This window comes from Streptomyces sp. FXJ1.172, from assembly GCF_001636945.3.
Classification (GTDB): domain Bacteria; phylum Actinomycetota; class Actinomycetes; order Streptomycetales; family Streptomycetaceae; genus Streptomyces.
Genome location: NZ_CP119133.2, coordinates 2,947,140 through 2,969,878, shown reverse-complemented (window position 1 = coordinate 2,969,878; position 22,739 = coordinate 2,947,140). Strand labels below are relative to the sequence as shown.

General features: G+C 71.9%; 17 protein-coding genes. 13 read left to right on the top strand and 4 right to left on the bottom strand.

Going from position 1 to position 22,739, the window contains the following annotated elements:
- Positions 1 to 384: 384 nt before the first annotated feature.
- Both miaB and A6P39_RS13050 read left to right on the top strand, forming a co-directional pair.
- Positions 385 to 1,914 carry a tRNA (N6-isopentenyl adenosine(37)-C2)-methylthiotransferase MiaB gene (miaB, locus tag A6P39_RS13055; protein WP_107304523.1) on the top strand — a complete coding sequence of 510 codons (1,530 nt, stop codon included), beginning with the start codon at positions 385 to 387 and terminating at the stop codon, positions 1,912 to 1,914.
- 190 nt (positions 1,915 to 2,104) lie between these two features.
- Positions 2,105 to 2,818, top strand: a complete 714-nt coding sequence (locus tag A6P39_RS13050; RefSeq protein ID WP_067054858.1) for a class III extradiol dioxygenase subunit B-like domain-containing protein — start codon at positions 2,105 to 2,107, stop codon at positions 2,816 to 2,818.
- A 137-nt stretch (positions 2,819 to 2,955) separates the two neighbouring features.
- On the opposite strand, the gene A6P39_RS13045 is transcribed toward A6P39_RS13050, so the two are convergent.
- The gene (locus A6P39_RS13045) at positions 2,956 to 3,213 is read right to left on the bottom strand and encodes an antitoxin (protein ID WP_067054855.1); all 258 of its coding nucleotides are present in this window, start codon (positions 3,211 to 3,213) and stop codon (positions 2,956 to 2,958) included.
- Positions 3,214 to 3,237: 24 nt separating this feature from the next.
- Positions 3,238 to 3,528 carry a hypothetical protein gene (locus A6P39_RS13040; protein WP_067054853.1) on the bottom strand — a complete coding sequence of 97 codons (291 nt, stop codon included), beginning with the start codon at positions 3,526 to 3,528 and terminating at the stop codon, positions 3,238 to 3,240.
- Between the two features lie 181 nt (positions 3,529 to 3,709).
- Here A6P39_RS13040 and miaA point away from each other — a divergent pair, with 181 nt between their 5' ends.
- From miaA to hflX, 6 genes are all read left to right on the top strand, one after another.
- Entirely contained in the window at positions 3,710 to 4,648 is a 939-nt protein-coding gene (gene miaA / locus A6P39_RS13035; protein WP_067054850.1) for a tRNA (adenosine(37)-N6)-dimethylallyltransferase MiaA, read from the top strand.
- 107 nt (positions 4,649 to 4,755) lie between these two features.
- Positions 4,756 to 5,313 (top strand): hypothetical protein, encoded by a 558-nt coding sequence (locus A6P39_RS13030; protein WP_067054847.1) that lies wholly within the window; start codon positions 4,756 to 4,758, stop codon positions 5,311 to 5,313.
- Positions 5,314 to 5,361: 48 nt separating this feature from the next.
- Entirely contained in the window at positions 5,362 to 6,237 is an 876-nt protein-coding gene (gene dapF, locus A6P39_RS13025) for a diaminopimelate epimerase (RefSeq protein WP_067054845.1), read from the top strand.
- 282 nt (positions 6,238 to 6,519) lie between these two features.
- Positions 6,520 to 8,733: a RelA/SpoT family protein gene (locus tag A6P39_RS13020; protein WP_079133790.1), complete on the top strand. Its 2,214-nt coding sequence runs from the start codon at positions 6,520 to 6,522 to the stop codon at positions 8,731 to 8,733.
- A 150-nt stretch (positions 8,734 to 8,883) separates the two neighbouring features.
- Complete coding sequence (locus A6P39_RS13015) at positions 8,884 to 10,458, top strand: M1 family metallopeptidase (protein ID WP_067054842.1); 1,575 nt, start codon at positions 8,884 to 8,886, stop codon at positions 10,456 to 10,458.
- A 161-nt stretch (positions 10,459 to 10,619) separates the two neighbouring features.
- Positions 10,620 to 12,113, top strand: a complete 1,494-nt coding sequence (gene hflX / locus A6P39_RS13010; RefSeq protein WP_067054839.1) for a GTPase HflX — start codon at positions 10,620 to 10,622, stop codon at positions 12,111 to 12,113.
- A gap of 176 nt (positions 12,114 to 12,289) precedes the next feature.
- On the opposite strand, the gene A6P39_RS13005 is transcribed toward hflX, so the two are convergent.
- Positions 12,290 to 13,507, bottom strand: coding sequence for a trypsin-like serine peptidase (locus tag A6P39_RS13005; RefSeq protein ID WP_199841014.1), 1,218 nt, complete (start codon positions 13,505 to 13,507; stop codon positions 12,290 to 12,292).
- 383 nt (positions 13,508 to 13,890) lie between these two features.
- Here A6P39_RS13005 and A6P39_RS13000 point away from each other — a divergent pair, with 383 nt between their 5' ends.
- The 4 genes from A6P39_RS13000 (at position 13,891) to A6P39_RS12985 (ending at position 20,575) form a co-directional block, all read left to right on the top strand.
- Positions 13,891 to 15,330 (top strand): diaminobutyrate--2-oxoglutarate transaminase family protein, encoded by a 1,440-nt coding sequence (locus tag A6P39_RS13000; RefSeq protein WP_079133789.1) that lies wholly within the window; start codon positions 13,891 to 13,893, stop codon positions 15,328 to 15,330.
- Positions 15,331 to 15,488: 158 nt separating this feature from the next.
- Positions 15,489 to 17,441: an IucA/IucC family protein gene (locus A6P39_RS12995; RefSeq protein ID WP_067054833.1), complete on the top strand. Its 1,953-nt coding sequence runs from the start codon at positions 15,489 to 15,491 to the stop codon at positions 17,439 to 17,441.
- A 68-nt stretch (positions 17,442 to 17,509) separates the two neighbouring features.
- Positions 17,510 to 18,298: a GNAT family N-acetyltransferase gene (locus A6P39_RS12990; protein WP_067054830.1), complete on the top strand. Its 789-nt coding sequence runs from the start codon at positions 17,510 to 17,512 to the stop codon at positions 18,296 to 18,298.
- Positions 18,299 to 18,553: 255 nt separating this feature from the next.
- Positions 18,554 to 20,575 (top strand): ATP-dependent DNA helicase, encoded by a 2,022-nt coding sequence (locus A6P39_RS12985; protein ID WP_067054827.1) that lies wholly within the window; start codon positions 18,554 to 18,556, stop codon positions 20,573 to 20,575.
- 151 nt (positions 20,576 to 20,726) lie between these two features.
- Here the strand turns inward: A6P39_RS12985 and lexA are convergent, their stop codons facing one another.
- Positions 20,727 to 21,506, bottom strand: a complete 780-nt coding sequence (lexA, locus tag A6P39_RS12980; protein WP_067054824.1) for a transcriptional repressor LexA — start codon at positions 21,504 to 21,506, stop codon at positions 20,727 to 20,729.
- Between the two features lie 566 nt (positions 21,507 to 22,072).
- Here lexA and nrdR point away from each other — a divergent pair.
- On the top strand, positions 22,073 to 22,624 hold the full coding sequence (gene nrdR / locus A6P39_RS12975) for a transcriptional regulator NrdR (protein ID WP_067054949.1): 552 nt from the start codon (positions 22,073 to 22,075) through the stop codon (positions 22,622 to 22,624).
- The last annotated feature ends 115 nt before the right edge of the window (positions 22,625 to 22,739 follow it).

Sequence of the window (22,739 nt, the reverse complement as noted above, 5' to 3'; positions counted from 1 at the left end):
GCCGCTCCGGCCGGAGAACCAGGAGCCGGCGCGGGCTCGTCCACCAGAAGGAGACCGATGCGGTGGAGGGCCAGGCAAACTCGCCCGCCTCCCGGTCGCCGCCGTCGACGAACACATCCTGCGCAAGGGGTACTGAGCCGCACCGGTGTGCCGGGCGCCCGCCGGCGGAGCCCCGGGCCGGGGCCTGCCTGATGTCCGGCTCCGCGGGACGCACGCCGGACACCGCCATGCCTGCCGGACGGGCACACCACCGGGCCGTGCCGCTCCCCTGCGGCCGTGTCCTCACCGCGACCGCGGAGATCCTCACCCCGCCACTCCGGCCGCCGTCCAGGGCCTGGCCGGATCACGGAATGGGGACCCTCGGGGACCGCCTACCCTTGACCCATGACCAGCAGCAGCGACCGGAGCCTCGAAGTGGACGTTCAGGGACCCAAGACCTACGAAGTACGCACTTACGGGTGCCAGATGAACGTCCACGATTCCGAGCGGTTGTCCGGGCTGCTCGAGGAGGCCGGCTACGTGCGCGCCCCCGAGGGCTCCGACGGCGACGCCGACGTCGTGGTCTTCAACACCTGTGCCGTGCGGGAGAACGCCGACAACCGCCTGTACGGCAACCTCGGCCGCCTCGCGCCGAAGAAGGCCTCGCGGCCGGGCATGCAGATCGCGGTCGGCGGCTGCCTCGCGCAGAAGGACCAGGACACCATCGTGAAGAAGGCGCCCTGGGTGGACGTCGTCTTCGGCACGCACAACATCGGCAAGCTGCCGGTCCTGCTGGAGCGGGCGCGGGTGCAGGAGGAGGCGCAGGTCGAGATCGCCGAGTCCCTCGAGGCCTTCCCCTCCACGCTGCCGACCCGGCGCGAGAGCGCGTACGCGGCCTGGGTGTCGATCTCCGTCGGCTGCAACAACACCTGTACGTTCTGCATCGTCCCGGCCCTGCGCGGCAAGGAGAAGGACCGCCGCACCGGCGACATCCTCGCCGAGATCGAGGCGCTGGTCGCCGAGGGCGTTTCCGAGATCACGCTGCTCGGCCAGAACGTCAACGCCTACGGCTCCGACATCGGCGACCGGGAGGCCTTCAGCAAGCTGCTGCGTGCCTGCGGGACGATCGAGGGCCTGGAGCGCGTCCGCTTCACCTCCCCCCACCCCCGCGACTTCACCGACGACGTGATCGCGGCGATGGCCGAGACCCCGAACGTGATGCCGCAGCTGCACATGCCGCTGCAGTCCGGCTCGGACACCGTCCTGAAGGCGATGCGCCGCTCCTACCGGCAGGAGCGCTACCTCGGGATCATCGAGAAGGTACGGGCCGCGATCCCGCACGCGGCGATCACGACCGACATCATCGTGGGCTTCCCCGGCGAGACCGAGGACGACTTCGAGCAGACGCTGCACGTCGTCCGTGAGGCCCGGTTCGCGCAGGCCTTCACCTTCCAGTACTCCAAGCGTCCGGGCACCCCGGCCGCGACCATGGAGCACCAGATCCCCAAGGAGGTCGTCCAGGCGCGCTACGAGCGTCTCGTCGCCCTTCAGGAGGAGATCTCCTGGGAGGAGAACAAGAGGCAGGTCGGCCGCACCCTGGAGCTGATGGTCGCCGAGGGCGAGGGCCGCAAGGACGGCGCCACCCACCGCCTGTCCGGCCGCGCCCCCGACAACCGCCTGGTCCACTTCACCAAGCCGGACCAGGACGTGCGCCCCGGCGACGTCGTCACCGTCGAGATCACCTACGCCGCCCCGCACCACCTGCTCGCCGAGGGCGCCGTCCTCGACGTGCGCCGCACCCGCGCGGGCGACGCCTGGGAGAAGCGCAACGCCGCCGAGACCGCCAAGCCGGCGGGCGTGATGCTGGGCCTGCCGAAGATCGGCGTACCGGAGCCGCTGCCGGTCGCCACGGGCAGCGGGTGCGGCTGCGACTGAACCGCCACGGCAGGGACCGCCTACCCCCTGACCGCGCGGGACGCCGGCCTCCCTCCCGCCGGCGCCGGTGTCCCGCCCTCCGGCGCCGGTGTCCCGCCCTCCGGCGCTGGCTTCCCGACCTCCGGCGCAGTTTTCCCGCCCTCCGCCCTGGTCTGCCGGTTCACGGCGGTACGGCGTTACCCTGCCGGTCATGCTTGTCGCCGCCGCAGTCTGTCCCTGTCCTCCGCTGCTCGTCCCCGAGGTGGCCGCGGGTGCCGCGCCTGAGATGGACGCCGCGCGCTCGGCCTGCACCGACGCGCTCGGCGTGCTCGCCGCCGCCCGCCCGGACCTCCTGGTGGTCGTCGGGCCCGCCGAGCGGAGCGGGCGCGGACCGTTTCCCGAGGGCGCCCGGGGGTCCTTCCGCGGGTTCGGGGTCGACGTCGACGTACGCCTCGGCCCCGCCGGGGACACCGTCCCCGAGCGCGAGCTGCCGTCGTCGCTGGCCGTCGGCGCCTGGTTGCTGGAGCGGACCGGGTGGGCGGACGCCCCGATCGAGGGGCTCGGCGTCGGGGAACGGCTCGAGCCCGCGCGGTGCATCGACACCGGCCGGCAGCTCGGCGCCCGGGCCGGACGGGTCGCGCTGCTCGTGATGGGGGACGCCAGCGCCTGCCGCACGCTCAAGGCACCGGGCTATCTGGACGAGCGCGCGGCACCCTTCGACACACAGGTCGCGCGGGCACTCGGCACGGCGGACGTGGCGGCCGTCAAGGCACTGGACCCCGAGCCGGCGTACGAACTGAAGGCCTCCGGCCGCGCCCCCTGGCAGGTCCTGGCCGGCGCCGCCGAGGGCGCGGACCTCAGCGGCACGCTGTTGTACGAGGACGCGCCCTACGGCGTCGGATACGTGGTCGCCACCTGGTCCTAGCCTAGGCACGCAGACGGCGGACGGCCGTGGCGCCGGCGCGCTGCACGGCCGTCCGACGACCACCATGGCCGTGCGGAGAACCCGCAACGGCTCAGGAGACGCGCCCTGAACCGCTCAGGAAGCGGACCCTGGGCCGCTCAGGAAGCCGAGGGCGGCTCCTTCGGGCGGGGCGCCTGGTCGGTGGCAGCCGTCTCGGGGCCGGTTCCCTCCTTGTGCGCGAGGCGGTCCATCGCCTCCTTGGCCTTGCCCGTACCGGCGTGGATCTTCTCGCTGTACTTGCCCTTGGTCCGCTCGTCGACGGCCTTCGCGGCCTTGTCGATGCCGTGCTGGACCTTTTCCCCGTGCTGCCGCGCGAGGTCCGACACCTTGTCCTTCATGTTGTCCAACAGACCCATGGTCCACCTTCCCTCGCGGGACAGTTACCTGCGTGCGCCCTCGCCGGCCGCGCTGTCGGCGGCCTCCTCGGCGGACTGCTGCTTGGGGATGCCGGAACCCTCGGACGTCTCGTCCGTACCGGCGTCCGACCGGGCCGCCACCTCCTCGGGCCCGTCCCCGGCCGTACCCTTCGCCTCCGCCGAAGCGGCCTCCTGCGCCGCCGGCTCCGTTCCCTCCGCCTCGGCGCCCTCCGGCTCCACGCCATCGTGCGTCTCGGCGGCCGACGCCTCGGCAGTCGCCTTCGACCTGCCGAAGATTCGAGCAAACACGCCCATATCCACTCCATACGGTACTCGTGCGGGCGAATTCCCGCGTCACCCGGTGCGTACGGTTGCGCCGCCCGGGTCACCGCCTCCGGCGGCCGGACGGCGCACCTCGCCACGGGCAACGACGTGGGATCCCGCCCGTCACGTAACTCGTTCGAGAGCCCACCGGGAGGTTTGCGAAACTGGTGCGGTGAGCAGTGCACCCCCCGCCCCCCGCGTCATCGCCGTCGTCGGCCCCACCGCGGCCGGAAAGTCCGATCTCGGCGTCTTCCTGGCCCAGCAACTCGGCGGCGAGGTCGTCAACGCCGACTCCATGCAGCTGTACCGGGGGATGGACATAGGCACCGCCAAGCTGACGCCCGAGGAGCGCGGCGGTATCCCGCACCACCTGCTGGACATCTGGGACGTGCGGGTCACCGCCTCCGTCGCCGAGTACCAGCGGCTCGCCCGCGCCCGCATCGACGCCCTGCTTGCCGAGGGCCGCTGGCCGATCCTGGTCGGCGGCTCCGGTCTCTACGTCCGCGGGGCCGTCGACAACCTGGAGTTCCCCGGCACCGACCCGGAGGTCCGCGCCCGCCTCGAGGAGGAGCTGACCCTGCGCGGCTCGGGCGCCCTGCACGCCAGGCTGGCCGCCGCCGACCCCGAGGCCGCCCGCGCGATCCTGCCCAGCAACGGCCGCCGTATCGTCCGGGCGCTGGAGGTGATCGAGATCACCGGCCGGCCCTTCACCGCCAACCTGCCCGGTCACGACTCGGTCTACGACACCGTCCAGATCGGCGTCGACGTGGCCCGTCCGGAGCTGGACGAGCGCATCGCGCGGCGCGTCGACCGGATGTGGGAGACCGGTCTCGTGGACGAGGTGCGCGCACTGGAGGCGCAGGGCCTGCGCGAGGGGCGCACGGCGTCGCGCGCGCTGGGCTACCAGCAGGTGCTCGCGGCGCTCGCCGGGGAGTGCACCGATGCGGAGGCCAGGGCCGAGACCGTACGCGCGACCAAGCGCTTCGCGCGCCGTCAGGATTCGTGGTTCAGGCGCGATCCCCGGGTGCACTGGTTGAGTGGGGCCGCGGCGGACCGCGGGGAACTTCCGCACCAGGCCCTGGCGTTGGTCGAACGACCGGTCACAGCCTGATCACGTGATGGCATCGGGATGCGCCGCCGGTCATCGAGGCCTTCGGCGCCGTGCCATCATCGAGCTTCGATCGACCAAGTGGAGCCTAGTTGGGAGGGCGCGTGGCGATGGAGGCCGGCCCTCGCGACACCGCACAAGGTGCTGAGCACGTCACCACCCACGGCGACGACCGGGACCCGGCCGGGCACCGTCCGGCCGAGGGCGGGCCGGCCGACGACGGGCTGACCGGTCTGGCCGAGGACCGGCTGGCCGAGGACGGCCCCGACGAGTCGCCGGACGGTGTGACCGCCGACGGACCGTCGCCCGAGGAGATGTACGGGGGCGGCCCGGAGGTCGAGGTCGAGCTGCGCCCGCAGCGCCGGCTGCGCATCTGGCAGCTCGCGCCCATCGTGGCACTGTCCGCGGTCGGCTCCCTGATGTTCGCCTTCCCGCTCGCCTTCGACTTCGGCGACAGCGGTGCCGTCATCGCCATGCTCGGCCTGCTGATCTGCTCCTGCGCCGCGGGCTGGGGCATGATGGCCGCCCGCCGTGTGGGCTACACCTGGCCGGGCCTGCCGGCCCGCGGTTCGGGCCGGCGGCCGGACTGGCGGGTGGTGATCGGCTATGTCGTGCTGGTGGCCCTGGTGGTGATCCTCGCGGTGTGGCGGGTGGCAAGGCTGCGCTGAAGCGCTCCGGCCCGCGGTGTGAGCACCGCCGTCCTTTACGATCGAGGAATGAGCACGCGCACGCGCATCGCCTTCCTCAAGGGTCACGGCACCGAGAACGACTTCGTGATCCTCCCGGACCCCGGAAACGCCCTCGACCTGACCCCGGCCGCCGTCACCGCCATGTGCGACCGCCGGGCCGGCCTCGGCGGGGACGGGGTGCTGCACGTGGTGCGCTCCGCCGCGCACCCGGAGGCGAAGGCGATGGCCGCCGAGGCCGAGTGGTTCATGGACTACCGCAACGCCGACGGCTCGGTGGCCGAGATGTGCGGCAACGGCGTCCGTGTGTTCGCGCGCTATCTCCAGCACGCCGGACATGTGGCCGAAGGTGACTTCGCGATCGCCACGCGCGCGGGCGTGCGGCAGGTCCACCTCGCGAAGGACGGCGACGTCACCGTCGGCATGGGCCGGGCCCGCCTGCCCGAGGGGGAGGTCACGGTGACCGTCGGCGAGCGCAGCTGGCCCGCGCGCAACGTGAACATGGGCAATCCGCACGCGGTCGCCTTCGTCGAGGACCTCGGGCACGCGGGCCGGCTGTTCGACCCGCCCCCGGTCAGCCCGGCGGCGGCCTACCCGGACGGGGTGAACGTCGAGTTCGTCGTCGACCGCGGCCCCCGCCACGTCGCCATGCGCGTGCACGAGCGCGGCTCCGGCGAGACCCGCTCGTGCGGCACGGGCACGTGTGCCGTCGCCGTGGCCGCCGCCCGGCGCGACGGCGTCGACCCCGCCGTCACCGGCACCCCGGCCACGTACACCGTGGACGTGCCCGGCGGACGTCTCGTCATCACCGAACGGCCCGACGGCGAGATCGAGATGACCGGACCCGCCGTGATCGTCGCCGAGGGCGAGTTCGACGGTGAATGGCTGGAAAACGCCGTCCGCTGACATGATGTAACCAGGCGGTGGATGCTCCGCGGCCTCGGGATCAGGTATTTCCGTCGGCCCGGGGTGTTCGGCGCGGCGGGCGAGCCCCGGCCACGTGGCGCAAACCTAAACCTTGTGCCGGTCGCTCGAATGGGTGATCCGTTTCACGCTCGGCGAGAGGCGGTCGGTCGCACGTGGTGGGCTCGGTAGCATCAAGCACCGGCACGGACGGGGGAACGTCGCCATCCCTGAGCCGCGTGTGCCCTGGAGCCCCGTCCGCCGGTCCACGAGCCGGAGGTGCCCATGAGTGCGGAGGCCACGAACCCTGCGACCCCTGGCCCGGTGGCGCCCACAGCGGCCGCGGCGGTCACCGCCCCCGCGGTGCCCCGGGCGGACCGCAGGAAGTCCCGGCCCCGGATCGACCTGCGCAGGCTCGGCCGGGCCGCGCTGCTCGGCCCGGCCGTCCGCGGCAAACTGCCCGACGCCATCGGCCATGTCGTGGAGGCACACCGCGCCCACCACCCCGACGCGGACCTCGACCCGCTGCGCCGCGCCTACGTCCTCGCGGAGTCCTCGCACCGCGGCCAGATGCGCAAGAGCGGCGAGCCGTACATCACCCACCCGCTCGCCGTGACCCTCATCCTCGCCGAACTCGGCGCGGAGACCACGACGTTGACCGCCTCCCTTCTCCACGACACCGTCGAGGACACCGATGTGACGCTGGATCAGGTGCGTGAGCAGTTCGGCGAGGAGGTGCGCTACCTGGTCGACGGGGTGACAAAACTCGAGAAGGTCGACTACGGGGCCGCCGCCGAACCCGAGACCTTCCGCAAGATGCTCGTCGCCACCGGCAGCGACGTCCGCGTGATGTCGATCAAACTCGCCGACCGGCTGCACAACATGCGCACGCTCGGCGTGATGCGCCCGGAGAAGCAGGCGCGGATCGCCAAGGTCACCCGCGACGTCCTCATCCCGCTCGCCGAGCGGCTCGGCGTCCAGGCCCTGAAGACCGAGCTGGAGGACCTGGTCTTCGCCATCCTCCACCCCGAGGAGTACGAGCACACCCGCGAACTCATCGCCGAGAACGCCGCCCGGCAGGGCGACCCGCTCGCCGAGGTCGCCGACGAGATGCGCGGGGTGCTGCGCGAGGCCGGCATCCAGGCCGAAGTCCTCATCCGTCCCCGGCACTTCGTCTCCGTCCACCGCGTGGCCCGCAAACGCGGACAGCTGCGCGGCAGCGACTTCGGCCGGCTGCTCGTGCTCGTGCACGAGGACGCCGACTGTTACGGCGTCCTCGGTGAACTGCACACCTGTATGACGCCGGTGGTCTCGGAGTTCAAGGACTTCATCGCCGTACCGAAGTTCAACCTGTACCAGTCGCTGCACACCGCCGTCGCCCGGCCGGACGGCCAGGTCGTCGAAGTCCTCATCCGCACCCACCAGATGCACAAGGTCGCCGAGGCCGGCGTCGTCGCGCTGGGCAACCCGTACGCCCCCGCCTCCGACGCCGCGGTCCCCGACGCCCCCGCCGACGGCGAGCGCGCCGATCCCACCCGGCCCGGCTGGCTCTCCCGCCTGCTGGACTGGCAGCAGGCCGCACCCGACCCCGACACCTTCTGGTCCACCCTGCGCGAAGACCTCGCCCAGGACCGGGAGATCACCGTCTTCCGTCCCGACGGCGGCACCCTCGGCCTGCCCGAGGGCGCCACCTGCGTGGACGCCGCCTACGCCCAGTACGGCGAGGACGCCCACGCCTGCATCGGCGCCCGGGTCAACGGCCGCCTGGCCACCCTCAGCACCGTCCTGAAGGACGGCGACACCGTCCAGCTCCTCATGGGCCAGGACCCGGCCTCCGAGCCCTCCCGGGAATGGCTGGAGCACGCCCACACCCCGGCCGCCCGCATCGCCATCCAGCGCTGGCTGGCCACCCATCCCGGCGGCGGCACCGGGACCGAGGAGGGGACCGCCTCCCGCCCGGCACCGGCCGACGGCACCGCCCCCGCCCGCCCCGCGGACAGCGCCCCCGCGGAGAGTCCGGCCCGGGAGAGCACGGCCCGCCCCCGGAGCGCGGACGTCCTCGCGGACCGGCCCGGGGCCGCCGTCCGGCTCGCCGGCTGCTGCACGCCCGTACCGCCGGACGAGATCACCGGCTTCGCCGTGCGCGGGGGAGTGGTGACCGTGCACCGCGTCGAGTGCGCCACGGTGGCGCACATGAAGAGCAGAGGGCGCGCGGAGGTCGGCGTGCGCTGGGGGGACACCACCGAGATCCGGGTCACGCTGGTCGCTGAATCGTTCGGTCGCCCCCATCTGCTCGCCGACCTCACCGAGGCGATCTCCTCGACCGGCGTCGACATCGTCTCGGCGACCGTGGAACCGCCCAGCCAGCAGCGCGTACGGCACACGTACACGCTCCAGCTCCCCGACGCCGCCCGCCTCCCGACCCTGATGCGCGCCATGCGGGACGTGCCGGGCGTGTACGACGTGGCCCGCGCCCAGCACCAGGCGCCGGGTTCCTGAGCGACACCGGACGTACGTGATCAGGGGGTTGCCAAACGTGATCACGTGATTACCAGACGGTGATCAGAAGGGCGACCGGACCGAACCCGTTCGGGTGGGCGGGGCGCGCGTCGCCGCCGCAGCACGGCGGGGCACTGGTAGCGGTGGTGCATGCTGCTCACCCCCCGCTCCCGGCGCACGCCCCGGATCTCCCGGCACCGCAAGGCGGCCCTGCTCGCCTCCGCCGTCTCCGTCTGCCTCCTCGCTGCCGCGGCCCCGGCCAAGCCCCTGGGCATCGGCGACCGCCTCTACCCGTACCTGGGCAACCCCGGCTACGACGTGGCGTCGTACGACCTCGACTTCACCTACCCCGGCAGAAACGACAAGCCGCTCGAGGCCGTCACCACCATCGACGCCTGGACCACGGCCGACCTGGAGCGCATCAACCTCGACTTCGCGCACGGCACCGTCCGCTCCGTCGAGGTCGACGGGCACCCCGCGGACTTCACCACGGCCGGCGAGGATCTGGTCGTCACCCCGGACCACCCCCTCTCCGAGGGCAGCCGGACCCGGATCACCGTGCGGCACACCAGTGACCCCGTGCCCGCCAAGGACCAGGACGGCGGCTGGGTGCGCACCTCCGACGGACTCGCCATGGCCAACCAGGCCGACGCCGCCCACCTGGTCTTCCCGTGCAACGACCACCCGTCCGACAAGGCGATGTTCACCTTCCACATCACCGCCCCGAACGGCTACACGGTCGTCGCCAACGGCCTGCCCGCCGGAGCGGACCGGGCCGGCCGGACGACCACCTGGACCTACCGCACCCAGCACCCCATGGCGACCGAGCTGGCCCAGGTGTCCATCGGCCGCTCGGCCGTCGTCCACGACGAGGGGCCGGACGGGCTGCCGGTGCGCGACGTCGTGCCCGCCGCCGACCGCAAGGCCCTCGAACCGTGGCTGGCCAAGACGCCCGGCCAGATCGCCTGGATGGAGAGCAAGGTCGGGAAGTTCCCGTTCGAGACCTACGGCGTGCTCATGGCACGGGCTTCCACCGGGTTCGAACTGGAGACACAGACCCTCTCGCTCTTCGAGAGGAACCTGTTCACCGAGCCCGCCTACCCCAAGTGGTACGTCGAGTCGGTCATGGTGCACGAGCTGTCCCACCAGTGGTTCGGCGACAGCGTGAGCCCGCGCACCTGGTCCGACGTCTGGCTGAACGAGGGCCACGCCACCTGGTACGAGGAGCTGTACGCCGAGGAGAAGGGGCACCGGCCGATGGAGGACCGGATGAAGGCCGCCTACGGCGCCTCCGACCGCTGGCGCGCGGCCGGCGGCCCGCCCGCGCTGCCCAAGCCGCCCTCGCCCGGCCAGAAGATCGGCATCTTCCGCCCGAACATCTACGACGGCGCCGCCCTCGCGCTCTACGCCCTGCGCCAGGAGATCGGCCGTCCGGCCTTCGAACGCCTGGAGCGGGTCTGGGTCCGAGCCCACCAGGACTCCACCGCCACCACCGCCGACTTCGTCCAGCTGGCCTCCACGATCTCCGGCCGCGACCTCAGCGGCTTCCTCAAGGCCTGGCTGTACGGCGCGAAGACCCCGCCGATGCCCGGCCACCCGGACTGGAAGCCCCTGGCCACGGCCGAGGCGACCGGGCCCAAGAGCCGCGGAGCGCATGACAAGGCCGGACCCGCAGGCCGCCGAGCACACGGGAACGCCCGGTCCGCGGGGCCACGCAGCGCGTGATAACACGGTGACGAGACGGGCCGCCTCGTGCGACCATCTTCAGGTCGGCGCGGGACGGGACACGGGAATCTCCCGGGGTACTCGCGCGTTGACGAGATGAGCGGTCTCGCCAGGCCGCCCCACCGACGCCGTAACGGCGATCCCATCGACGTAAGGATCCAATGACCTCCTCTTCTTCCCCTTCCCAGGACACCAAGCGCCTCGCGCACGACTATCCCGAGGGTCTTCGGGCCGATGCCCTGATGGAAGAGGACGTCGCCTGGAGCCACGAGATCGACGGCGAGCGGGACGGCGACCAGTTCGACCGCTCCGAGCGCGCGGCCCTGCGCCGTGTGGCGGGCCTGTCCACCGAGCTGGAGGACGTCACCGAGGTCGAGTACCGCCAGCTCCGCCTGGAGCGGGTCGTGCTCGTCGGCGTGTGGACCACCGGCACCGCACAGGACGCCGACAACTCCCTCGCGGAGCTGGCCGCCCTCGCCGAGACCGCGGGCGCGCTGGTGCTCGACGGCGTCATCCAGCGCCGTGACAAGCCGGACGCGGCCACCTACATCGGCTCCGGCAAGGCCCAGGAACTGCGCGACATCGTCATCGAAACGGGCGCGGACACCGTCATCTGCGACGGTGAGCTGAGCCCCGGCCAGCTGATCCAGCTGGAGGACGTCGTCAAGGTCAAGGTCATCGACCGTACGGCCCTGATCCTGGACATCTTCGCCCAGCACGCAAAGTCCCGAGAGGGCAAGGCGCAGGTCGCGCTCGCGCAGATGCAGTACATGCTGCCGCGGCTGCGCGGCTGGGGTCAGTCGCTGTCCCGGCAGATGGGCGGCGGCAAGGGCGGCGGTCTCGCCACCCGTGGTCCCGGTGAGACCAAGATCGAGACGGACCGGCGCCGGATCCGCGAGAAGATGGCGAAGATGCGCCGGGAGATCGCGGACATGAAGACCGGCCGCGAGATCAAGCGCCAGGAGCGCCGGCGAAACAAGGTGCCGTCCGTCGCCATCGCGGGCTACACCAACGCCGGCAAGTCCTCCCTGCTCAACCGGCTCACGGGCGCCGGCGTCCTGGTCGAGAACGCCCTGTTCGCGACCCTGGACCCGACCGTCCGCCGCGCGGAGACCCCGAGCGGCCGGCTGTACACGCTGGCGGACACCGTCGGCTTCGTCCGCCATCTGCCGCACCACCTCGTCGAGGCGTTCCGCTCCACCATGGAGGAGGTCGGCGACGCCGACCTGATCCTGCACGTGGTGGACGGCTCGCACCCGGTGCCGGAGGAGCAGCTGGCCGCCGTGCGCGAGGTGATCCGTGACGTCGGCGCCACCGACGTACCGGAGATCGTCGTGATCAACAAGGCGGACGCGGCCGACCCGCTGGTCCTCCAGCGGCTGCTGCGCACCGAGAAGCGCTCGCTCGCGGTCTCGGCCCGCACCGGCCAGGGCATGCAGGAACTGCTCGCCCTGATCGACAACGACCTGCCCCGCCCCTCGGTCGAGATCGAGGCGCTCGTGCCGTACACCCACGGCAAGCTGGTCGCCCGCGCCCACTCCGAGGGCGAGGTGATCTCCGAGGAGCACACCGCGGAGGGCACCCTGCTCAAGGTCCGGGTGCACGAGGAACTGGCAGCGGACCTGGCACCGTACGTGCCGGCGCCGGCCGCCTGACCGACGGCATGACGAAGGCCCGCCCCCTTTTCAGGGAGCGGGCCTTCGTGCGCCCGTAAGAGGCACGGGGCTCGGTCGACACGCGGCTGCGCCGCGTGGGCGCGATCAGCCGGAGACGACCCTCAGCCGCCGACGCACAGCCGACCGCTGTGACGAAGGGGCGAGTTCAACCGCCCTCACTGCCCGGCGAACTTCTTGCTCACCGACTGGTACACACCCTTGGCCACGTCACCGAACCGCGGACCGGCCAGCCATCCCGAACTCACCGGGCCGATCGACGTGTTGGACACCAGCGCCGGCTTGCCGTCGGAACCGGCCTCCACCCAGCCGCCCCCGGAGGAACCCGCGGTCATCGTGCAGCCGATCCGGTACATCGTCGGGTCCGACTGGCTGACGGACAGCCGGCCCGGCTTGTCCTTGCACTGGTACAGCAGCTGCCCGTCGAACGGCGCCGCCTCCGGGTAACCGGACGCGGTGATGCTGCTGACCTTCGGCACCGCCGGGGCGTCGAAGTTCACCGGCAGCGCCCCGCCGACCGTCTCCTCCAGCGACTTGCCGCCGTTGCCCTGCTCCGGCGTCACATGGATCACCGCGTAGTCGTACGAGGCACCCTTGCCGCCGGTCTCACCACCCTGGTCGATCCACTGCTGCGAGGTCTGCGCCCCGTCGGCCCACCAGACGCCGTACGGCGCGATCTCGGACTTGCCGGCGTTCTGCAGCTGGCCGAGCGACTTGGCGGAGTTGTTGTACGACGGCACGAAGGCCATGTTGCGGTACCAGCCGCCGCTCTTGCCGGCGTGCACACAGTGACCCGCCGTCCAGACCAGGTTGGACTTGCCCGGGTGCGCGGGGTCCTCCACGACCGTGCCCGAGCACACCATGTGGCCCTCGGGGGAGTCGAAGAACACCTTGCCCGAAGCGGCCGCATTGACGTGGTACGGCGCCGCCACGGCCTGCGCCTTCACCGGCTGCGGGGTCGGGTCGGTCACGCCCTGGTCACCGGAGATGTCGTTGTCGTTGACGCCCTTGCCCGGGTCATTGGCATGACGCATCCGGTTCGGGTCCCACAGACCCTTGATGATCGGGTTGATGAAGTCGTCGGCCTCGCGCAGCCAGTCCTTCCTGTCCCAGTTCTTCCAGGCGCCGTTCTTCCACTTGTCGAGGTCGATCCCGTGCTCCTTGAGCCTCTGCTTGAGGTCGTCCGGGATCTTGATCTTTCCGTCGCCGGCCGCGGCCGCGGAGGCGGTGGGCTTGCTGTCGGCGCTGTCGTCGCCGTTGCAGGCAGTGGCGGTCATCGCCAGCGCCGAGACGAGGGCGACCGCCGCGAGCGAGGTGGACGTACGACGGGTGCCCCTCCCTCGCCGAACGGTGAACGACGGCCGTATGGATCGCATGCTCTTGACTCCCCCTGTGGTGAAGGAACTCGGCGCTTGTGCCGCGCCACCGGCGGCGAACTCATGAGGAGTTCATGCCGGTCTCACGGCGTTCTTGGAACGGCGTCCCACACTATGCGGTCGCCGTGGGGGACTTCCGACGGAACGGCAACGGTTCGGCTACAAGCCGTCTGACCTGGTCAATCATCCGTGGATGTGCCGGTTTGACGTTCCTTCACCCCGCCTGCGCACCAGGAGGGGGCAATGATCTTCGCGGAACCCGTAACCCACCGGGCGGTCCGAGGTTGTAGCGGTGGGGGGTCGGCTGCCTGTCTTCCGGTCCCCGCGGATCAACTCGCCTCTGAACAGCGGGAGGACAGCGAGCCGTGGCCGTTACGGAGACGATGGCTTCAGGTGCGCACGGGGACGCGCGCGGTGTGCACGAGGGAATCCTGAGACGCCAGTCGGCGCGGGAGTCCTCGGCACGCACCTACGCCCGGGCCCTGCCCATCGTGCCCGTCCGGGCGCGCGGCCTCACCATCGAGGGCGCCGACGGCCGCCGCTACCTGGACTGCCTCTCCGGCGCGGGCACCCTCGCCCTCGGCCACAACCACCCGGTGGTACTGGAGGCCATCCGTAAGGTCCTCGACTCCGGCGCCCCCCTCTCCGTCCTCGACCTGGCGACCCCCGTCAAGGACGCCTTCATCACCGAACTGTTCCGCACCCTTCCGCCCGGGCTCGCCGGCCGGGCCCGCGTCCAGTTCTGCGGACCGGCCGGCACCGACGCGGTCGAGGCCGCCCTCAAACTCGTCCGGGCCGCGACGGGCCGCACCGGCATCCTCGCCTTCACCGGCGCCTACCACGGCATGACCGCCGGCGCCCTGGCCGCCTCCGGCGGCGCCCGCGACATCCAGGTCGCCCGTCTGCCCTATCCGCAGGACTACCGCTGCCCCTTCGGCACCGGCGGCCCACGCGGCGCCGAACTCGCCGCCCGCTGGACCGAGTCCCTCCTCGACGACCCCAAGTCCGGCGTACCGCTGCCCGCCGGCATGATCCTCGAACCCGTCCAGGGCGAGGGCGGGGTGATCCCCGGGCCGGACGAGTGGCTGCGCCGCATGCGGCAGCTGACGGCGGACCGCGCCATCCCGCTGATCGCCGACGAGATCCAGACCGGAGTCGGCCGGACGGGCGCCTTCTGGGCCGTCGGTCACAGTGGCATCACCCCCGATGTGATGGTCCTGTCCAAGGCGATCGGCGGCAGCCTCCCGCTGGCCGTCATCGTCTACCGCGACGACCTCGACGTCTGGCAGCCCGGGGCCCATGCGGGCACATTCCGCGGCAACCAGCTCGCCATGGCCGCGGGCGCCGCCACCCTCGCCCACGTCCGCGAGAACGGCCTCGCCGAACGAGCCGCCGGCCTCGGCTCCCGCATGCTGACCCAACTCGCCGAACTCTCACGTCAGTTCGCCTGCGTCGGGGAGGTCCGGGGGCGCGGCCTGATGATCGGGGTCGAGCTGGTGCACCCGGACGGCGACGGCACCGCGTCCGACGGCGGGCCGCCCGCTCCCGCTCCCGGTCAGGATCCCGCCCGCCCTCCGTGTCCGGCGGCACCCGAACTCGCCGCGGCCGTCCAGCGCGAGTGCCTGGAGCGCGGGTTGATCGTCGAACTCGGCGGCCGGCACGCTGCCGTGGTCCGGCTGCTGCCTCCGCTGACGATCAGCGACGAGCAGGCGGCGGCCGTGCTGGACCGCCTGGCGGACGCGGTCGCCGCGGTGGCCCGTCACCCCGAGGAGCACGGCCCACAGCGCGCCCGGCCCAAAGGCCCTGCCCAGCGCGCCGGCTGAGCACCGCACCCGCCCGCCCGGCCTCTCCTGACCCCGCAGAGTCGCGCCTTCGCCGGCGTGAGCCCCCGCGCCGCCGAGGTGACCACCGGCCACCGGGGAACGGCGGCCGAGCGCCCGAAGCAGCCCCGCACACCCCCAGCCAGTCCCGAGGAGCCGTCATGAACGCCACCCCCAGCCCCGACGGCAGCTCCGGATCCCCCGACGAACAGGGAGACCCCGGCACCCCGCCCTCGCCCGTCCCGCTCGTCGAGTCGGTCCCCCAGCAGAAGAGGCGCACCGCGGATCTCACCCGAGTCACGGAGCCCGGTGCCGACCTGCTCGAGGACCCCGACCCGTGCACCGCGGCCCAGTCCGCCGCCACGGAGAACCTGCTGCGCTGCTGGGTGCGCGAGACCGACCTCATTGCCCCCACGTGCGGCACCCTTCGCCTCCCGTTGCCCGCCAGCGGCACCTCCCTCCTCGTACCGGTCCGCTACTGGTCCCCGACGGGCTGGCACCGCTTCGGTCCGCCCCGCTTCACCGGCGCACCCGAGACCGCCCCGCCCGTCGACGCCGTCACCCTGGCAGCGCTGCTCGCCCGCGAGACGGACCGCGCCCCCGCCGCCACGGCCGGCGCCCCGGCCCCCACCGCCGGCCGGGGCGACGACGGCGACCTGGTGGCCAGGGTGGCCGACTCGCTGCGCCGCACCGCGACCTTCATCCGTGACCGCCGCGAGCACCCCGCGGAGGCCGCCGACCTCTTCCTCGGCGCCGAACAGGCACTCCTCCTCGGCCATCCCCTGCACCCGACCCCCAAGAGCCGGGAGGGCCTGACGGAGGCGGAAACCCGTCTGTACTCACCTGAGCTGCACGGCTCCTTCCCGCTGCACTGGATGGCCGTCTCCCCCTCTCTCCTCACGACCGACTCGGCGTGGACCGAGCGCGGCCGTCCCGTCCCCGCCGACCACCTCACCCGACGCCTTGCCGACGGCGCGCTCGATCTGCCCGACGGGTACGCCGCGCTGCCGTTGCACCCGTGGCAGGCCCGCGAGCTGCGCCTTCGCGCGCCCGTCGCCGCCCTGCTCGACTCCGGGCTCCTGCGCGACCTCGGCCCCTTCGGCTCCGTCTGGCATCCCACCTCCTCCGTACGAACGGTCCACCGATCCGGCGCCCCCGCGATGCTCAAGCTGTCGCTGGGCCTGCGCATCACCAACTCCCGCCGCGAGAACCTGCGCAAGGAACTGCACCGTGGAGTCGAGGTGCACCGGCTGCTGCGCACCGGCCTGTCCCAGCGGTGGCAGGCGGTCCACCCCGGCTTCGACGTCGTCCGCGACCCGGCCTGGCTGGCCGTCGACGACCCGGGCGGACGACCCGTGCCCGGACTCGACGTGATGATCCGGCACAACCCGTTCGCCCCGTCCGACGACGTCGGCTGTGTCGCCGGACTCGTCTCGCCCCGGCCCGTCGCCGAGCCCGGCGGTGCCCCCTCGACGCCGGACACCGCACGGCCCATGCGGTCCCGGCTCGCCCAGCTGGTGGCGCGACTCGCCGCACGCACCGGCCGCCCCGCCGGAGCCGTCGCCACGGAGTGGTTCCTCCGGTACCTGGAGCAGGTCGTCCGGCCCGTGCTCTGGCTGGACGGCAAGGCAGGCATCGCCCTCGAAGCCCACCAGCAGAACACCCTGCTCCTGCTGGACCGCGACGGCTGGCCGGTCGGCGGCCGCTACCGCGACAACCAGGGGTACTACTTCCGCGAGTCCCGGCGGGCCGAACTGGACGCCCGGCTGCCCGGCATCGGGGAGCGCAGCGACACGTTCGTCTCCGACGAGGTCGCCGACGAACGCTTCGCCTACTACCTCGCCATCAACAATGTGCTCGGACTGGTCGGCGCGTTCGGCGCCCAGCGACTCGCCGACGAGCGCCTGCTCCTCGCCGCCTTCCGACGCTTCCTCGCGGACCTCGCCTCGGGCCCCGCCGCACCACGCACCTCCCTGCCCCGCCGCCTGCTCGACTCACCCGTCCTGCGCTGCAAGGCCAACCTGCTGACCCGGCTGCGCGGCCTCGACGAACTCGTCGGCCCGGTCGACACCCAGTCCGTCTACGTCACCATCACCAACCCCCTTCATTCCTGAGCACACCGCACCACCCGACCGAACATCCGAGGACCATAACCCACCTCGTCTCCTGAGAGGAGCGCACCGTGCCTCCCACCGACGCGAACGCCGGCAGCAACCCTGTCCCGGCTCACGCGGGCACCCCCGTCCACCCGGGCCCGACCGGCCGCCGAGCGGATGGCACGGGCAGCCGGGACGCGCCGTTCACCGGCTTCACCGTCGAGGACGACGGCGAGGACGGCGAGGACACACTCGACCTGCACCTGCCCGCAGACTTCCTCGCCCGCTTCGTCGCAGGGCCGGGCTGTCTCCTGGACCGACTCCCCACATGGGGGCCGGTCGCCACTCCCGTCGGCTCCTTCCACCTCGTGCCCGTACACGCCGAGCATGACCTCACCCTCGTCCATCGCTGGATGAACGACCCCGCCGTCGCCCGGTTCTGGGAGCTGGCCGGGCCCCGGAGCCGGACGGAGGACCATCTGCGGGCTCAGCTCGACGGCGACGGGCGGAGCGTGCCGTGTCTCGGCGTGCTGGACGGCGCGCCGATGAGCTACTGGGAGATCTACCGGGCAGATCTGGACCCGCTGGCCCGCCACTATCCGGCCCGCCCGCACGACACCGGGATCCACCTCCTCGTCGGTGGGGCCGCGGATCGGGGGCGGGGGATCGGCTCCGCCCTGCTCCGAGCCGTGGCCGACCTCGTCCTCGACCGGCGCCCGGCGTGCGCACGTGTCGTAGCGGAACCCGATCTTCACAACACCCCCTCCGTCGCAGCGTTCCTGAGTGCAGGCTTCCGGTTCGCGGCCGAGGTCGACCTGCCCGGCAAGCGGGCCGCCCTCATGATCCGGAACCGAGTCCTGCGTGATGTGTTGTAGCGCTGGGTGACGAAGCGCTCACAGATTTGAACGTGGCCCGGGCCGGCAGGGTTCCCGCTCGATCAAAGAAACCCGGAAAACCTGAGAAGCCCGAGAAGCCCGAGAAGCCCGAGAGGCCCGAGAAGTCCGGGAAGTCAGGGAAGGTGGAGAAGACATCCGAGAAGGCCGAGAAACAGGAGGAGCCCGCGTGACCCCGCCCCGCAGTCCTGCCTTGACCGCCCGTTTGTCAGTGCCGGGCCGTAGGGTGGTCGGGCTATGACGAAGCCCTCACTCCCCGAACTCCTGCATGCCGCTGTCGCCGCCGTCGGCGGCACGGAGCGCCCCGGCCAGGTGACCATGGCCGAAGCGGTCGCCGGGGCGATCGACGACGAATCCCACCTGCTGGTCCAGGCCGGCACCGGCACCGGAAAGTCGCTCGGCTATCTCGTGCCCGCGCTCGCACATGGGGAGAGAGTGGTCGTCGCGACGGCCACGCTGGCGCTGCAGCGCCAGCTCGTCGAACGCGATCTGCCGCGTACGGTCGACGCCCTGCATCCGCTGCTGCGTCGCCGCCCGGAGTTCGCGATGCTGAAGGGCCGGTCGAACTATCTGTGCCTGCACCGTCTGCACGAGGGCATGCCGCAGGACGAGGAGGACGGCCTCTTCGACCAGTTCGAGGCGGCCGCGCCCACCAGCAAGCTGGGCCAGGACCTGCTCCGGCTGCGCGACTGGGCGGACGAGACCGAGACCGGCGACCGGGACGATCTCACACCGGGTGTCTCGGACCGCGCCTGGGCGCAGGTGTCGGTCTCGTCGCGGGAATGCCTGGGCGCGACGAAGTGTGCCTACGGAGCCGAGTGCTTCGCGGAGATGGCCCGTGAGCGCGCCAAGCTCGCCGAGGTCGTGGTCACGAACCACGCCCTGCTCGCCATCGACGCCATCGAGGGTGCTCCGGTGCTGCCTCAGCACGAGGTGCTGATCGTGGACGAGGCCCATGAACTCGTCTCACGGGTCACCGGCGTCGCCACCGGCGAACTCACCTCGGGCCAGGTGAACCGCGCCGTGCGCCGCGCCGCCAAGCTCGTCAACGAGAAGGCCGCCGACCAGCTCCAGACCGCCGCCGAGGGCTTCGAGCGGCTGATGGAGCTGGCCCTGCCCGGCCGGCTGGAGGAGATCCCGGAGGATCTCGGCTACGCCCTCATGGCACTGCGGGACGCCGCCCGCACGGTCATCTCCGCGATCGGCGCGACGCGCGACAAGTCGGTGCAGGACGAGGACGCGGTCCGCAAACAGGCACTGGCCTCGGTGGAGACGGTGCACGACGTGGCGGAGCGCGTCCTGAACGGCTCGGAGTGGGACGTCGTCTGGTACGAACGGCACGACCGTTTCGGCGCGTCCCTGCGGATCGCCCCCATGTCGGTCTCGGGCCTGCTCAGGGAGAAGCTCTTCGCGGACCGCGCCGTCGTCCTCACGTCCGCGACCCTCAAGCTGGGCGGGGACTTCAACGGTGTCGGCGCCTCCCTGGGACTCGGCCCCGAGGGCGCCGAGGGCGAGGATCTGCCGAAGTGGAAGGGCGTGGACGTCGGTTCCCCCTTCGACTACCGCAAGCAGGGCATCCTCTATGTCGCCAAGCACCTGTCCCGCCCGGCACGTGACGGCGAGCGCTCCGACATGCTCGACGAGCTGACCGAACTCATCCAGGCGGCCGGCGGCCGCACCCTCGGGCTGTTCTCGTCCATGCGGGCCGCCCAGCTCGCCGCCGAGGAGCTGCGCTCCCGGATCCCCGAGTTCCCGATCCTGCTCCAGGGCGAGGAGACCCTCGGCGAACTGATCAAGAACTTCGCGGCCGATCCGAAGACGTGTCTCTTCGGCACGCTGTCCCTGTGGCAGGGCGTCGACGTCCCGGGCCCCAGCTGCCAGTTGGTCGTCATGGACAAGATCCCGTTCCCGCGCCCGGACGACCCGCTGATGAGCGCCCGGCAGAAGGCGGTCGAGGACGCGGGCGGCAACGGTTTCATGGCGGTGGCCGCCACCCATGCGGCCCTGCTCATGGCGCAGGGCGCCGGCCGGCTCGTCCGCGCGTCGGGCGACCGGGGCGTGGTCGCCATACTGGATCAGCGACTGGCCACCGCGCGCTACGGCGGCTATCTCAAGGCGTCACTGCCGGACTTCTGGTACACCACGGACCGTAACCAGGTGCGCAAGTCGCTCGCGGCGATCGACGCGGCGGCACGGCAGGCGGAGACCGCGCAGGCAGGGGCGGCGCAGGCAGGGGCGGCGCAGGCGGAGGCGGTGTGATCGCGGGGTAGCCCGACCGGCCATCGGCCGGGCTACCCCGCGATGCGAAAGCACAGGCCGACCCGGACACAGCAGGGCCCCGGAACCGGCGCAGGGGTTCCGGGGCCCGGTCAGGGAGCGAACCGGCCGAGCGGCCTGCCCGCCACAGGCGTCACACGCGCCGCAGGACCGCGACGACCTTGCCCAGAATGGTCGCGTCGTCACCGGGGATGGGCTCGTAGGCCGCGTTGTGCGGGAGCAGCCAGACGTGGCCGTCCTCGCGCTTGAAACGCTTGACGGTGGCCTCGCCGTCGAGCATGGCCGCCACGATGTCGCCGTTCTCGGCGACCGGCTGACGGCGCACGGTGACCCAGTCGCCGTCGCAGATCGCGGCCTCGATCATGGAGTCGCCGACGACCTTGAGGACGAACAGCTCACCGTCACCGACGAGCTGCCGGGGCAGCGGGAAGACGTCCTCGACGGACTCCTCCGCGAGAATGGGCCCACCGGCAGCGATTCGGCCGACCAGGGGGACGTAGGACGCGGCGGGCTTGCCGGCGGTGTCCGTGGGCTGCACGGTCACGGACTGGTCGGAGCCGCGGACCTCGTACGCGCGCGGGCGGTGCGGGTCGCGGCGCAGGAAACCCTTGCGCTCCAGCGCCATCAGCTGATGGGCGACGGAGGAGGTGCTGGAGAGGCCGACGGCCTGGCCGATCTCCCGCATGGACGGCGGGTAGCCGCGGCGCTGCACGGAATCCCGGATGACTTCGATCACGCGGCGCTGCCGGTCGGTGAGTCCGGAGCTGTCCGCCCTGATTCCTGGAGGTCGGCCCGGCAAGGAGCGCTTGTGCGCCTCGGGATTCGTGGCTTCGTTCATCGCGTGTACCGGCTCGACTCGGCCCTGGGAGCGGTCCTGGGCGGTGATGGTGGCACTGTCTGCGGTGGTGGTCACGTCGGCCCCTCTCGATGGTCTCCCTGCTGGACAACGGTAGTTGCTTTCGAAAGGTTGCGCCAAACACACGTTCGAGTGAAAAAGTGTGGTTCGCCTGCCGTGATCATGTGTGTGGGTGTATAGCTAACGCGCCACCTGGCGGACAAAAGCGTCCATTGTTGTACCCTTCGCCGCCGGGACGTGGACCTCGTGGGTCGTGTCCCCAGTCTGCCATCCGGAACCCGGACGGCCGGGACTCGGGCCCCTTCTGTGCCGGAGTCCCACGTGTCCTCCGTGTGGCGCCCACGGTATCTCCGTAAGTGCCACGACGGCGTCGCTCTCTGACCGCGTGTCCCCGGATGGTCACCCCTGGTGGCGGTGTCGCGTGCCTTTCCACCGCGACACGCGTGTCTGCCTCGGTGAATGAGTCGATCCCCACATGTAGTGGTTGGATGGCTACAGCAGCCCACAAGTTGTGGTCCCCCGGGTCTGAGACGGCTCCGCGATCGCCTATGCTTAGGGCTGCTTCGCGGGGCTCTTGGGGCTCGGCGAGGTTGTTGAGTCTGCTGTGAGGAGGGTTGGAGATCATGCACTGCCCCTTCTGCAGGCACCCCGACAGCCGTGTGGTCGACAGTCGTACGACCGATGACGGCACGTCGATCCGCAGGCGCCGCCAGTGCCCCGACTGCTCCCGTCGTTTCACGACCGTGGAGACGTGCTCGCTCATGGTGGTCAAGCGGTCCGGAGTCACCGAGCCTTTCAGCCGTACCAAGGTCATCAACGGCGTGCGCAAGGCATGCCAGGGGCGACCTGTCACCGAGGACGCACTCGCACAGCTCGGCCAACGGGTCGAGGAGGCGGTGCGGGCCACCGGAAGCGCCGAGCTGACCACCCACGACGTGGGCCTGGCCATACTCGGCCCGTTGCAGGAACTCGACCTCGTCGCCTATCTGCGATTCGCCTCCGTCTACCGGGCGTTCGACTCGCTCGAGGACTTCGAGGCCGCCATCGCGGAGCTGAGGGAGGCGACGCGAGGCCCCGTCGCGGGCGACGACGACGCGGGAGCGGGGAGCCAGGAAGACGATCGCGGGCCCGGCGGGACCACTCGGGTCCCCGAGCCCGCCCGCGCCGCCGACTGACCGGGCGGGCCGGAGACCGGGGGGAGACCCGGATGCCGGCCGGAGGCGGCGAACCAAGACCTGTTGCGGGCGGCAGCTGATGGTGCCCGCAACACAAGACAGAACACCGTGCCAC

What these genes read in the sequence shown, in the direction of transcription:
- miaB (WP_107304523.1), top strand. Translation starts at nt 385, where the DNA reads ATGACCAGCAGCAGCGACCGGAGCCTCGAAGTGGACGTTCAGGGACCC.
- A6P39_RS13050 (WP_067054858.1), top strand. Translation starts at nt 2,105, where the DNA reads ATGCTTGTCGCCGCCGCAGTCTGTCCCTGTCCTCCGCTGCTCGTCCCC.
- A6P39_RS13045 (WP_067054855.1), bottom strand. Translation starts at nt 3,213, where the DNA reads ATGGGTCTGTTGGACAACATGAAGGACAAGGTGTCGGACCTCGCGCGG.
- A6P39_RS13040 (WP_067054853.1), bottom strand. Translation starts at nt 3,528, where the DNA reads ATGGGCGTGTTTGCTCGAATCTTCGGCAGGTCGAAGGCGACTGCCGAG.
- A6P39_RS13030 (WP_067054847.1), top strand. Translation starts at nt 4,756, where the DNA reads ATGGAGGCCGGCCCTCGCGACACCGCACAAGGTGCTGAGCACGTCACC.
- dapF (WP_067054845.1), top strand. Translation starts at nt 5,362, where the DNA reads ATGAGCACGCGCACGCGCATCGCCTTCCTCAAGGGTCACGGCACCGAG.
- A6P39_RS13020 (WP_079133790.1), top strand. Translation starts at nt 6,520, where the DNA reads ATGAGTGCGGAGGCCACGAACCCTGCGACCCCTGGCCCGGTGGCGCCC.
- A6P39_RS13015 (WP_067054842.1), top strand. Translation starts at nt 8,884, where the DNA reads ATGCTGCTCACCCCCCGCTCCCGGCGCACGCCCCGGATCTCCCGGCAC.
- hflX (WP_067054839.1), top strand. Translation starts at nt 10,620, where the DNA reads ATGACCTCCTCTTCTTCCCCTTCCCAGGACACCAAGCGCCTCGCGCAC.
- A6P39_RS13005 (WP_199841014.1), bottom strand. Translation starts at nt 13,507, where the DNA reads ATGCGATCCATACGGCCGTCGTTCACCGTTCGGCGAGGGAGGGGCACC.
- A6P39_RS13000 (WP_079133789.1), top strand. Translation starts at nt 13,891, where the DNA reads ATGGCTTCAGGTGCGCACGGGGACGCGCGCGGTGTGCACGAGGGAATC.
- A6P39_RS12995 (WP_067054833.1), top strand. Translation starts at nt 15,489, where the DNA reads ATGAACGCCACCCCCAGCCCCGACGGCAGCTCCGGATCCCCCGACGAA.
- A6P39_RS12985 (WP_067054827.1), top strand. Translation starts at nt 18,554, where the DNA reads ATGACGAAGCCCTCACTCCCCGAACTCCTGCATGCCGCTGTCGCCGCC.
- nrdR (WP_067054949.1), top strand. Translation starts at nt 22,073, where the DNA reads ATGCACTGCCCCTTCTGCAGGCACCCCGACAGCCGTGTGGTCGACAGT.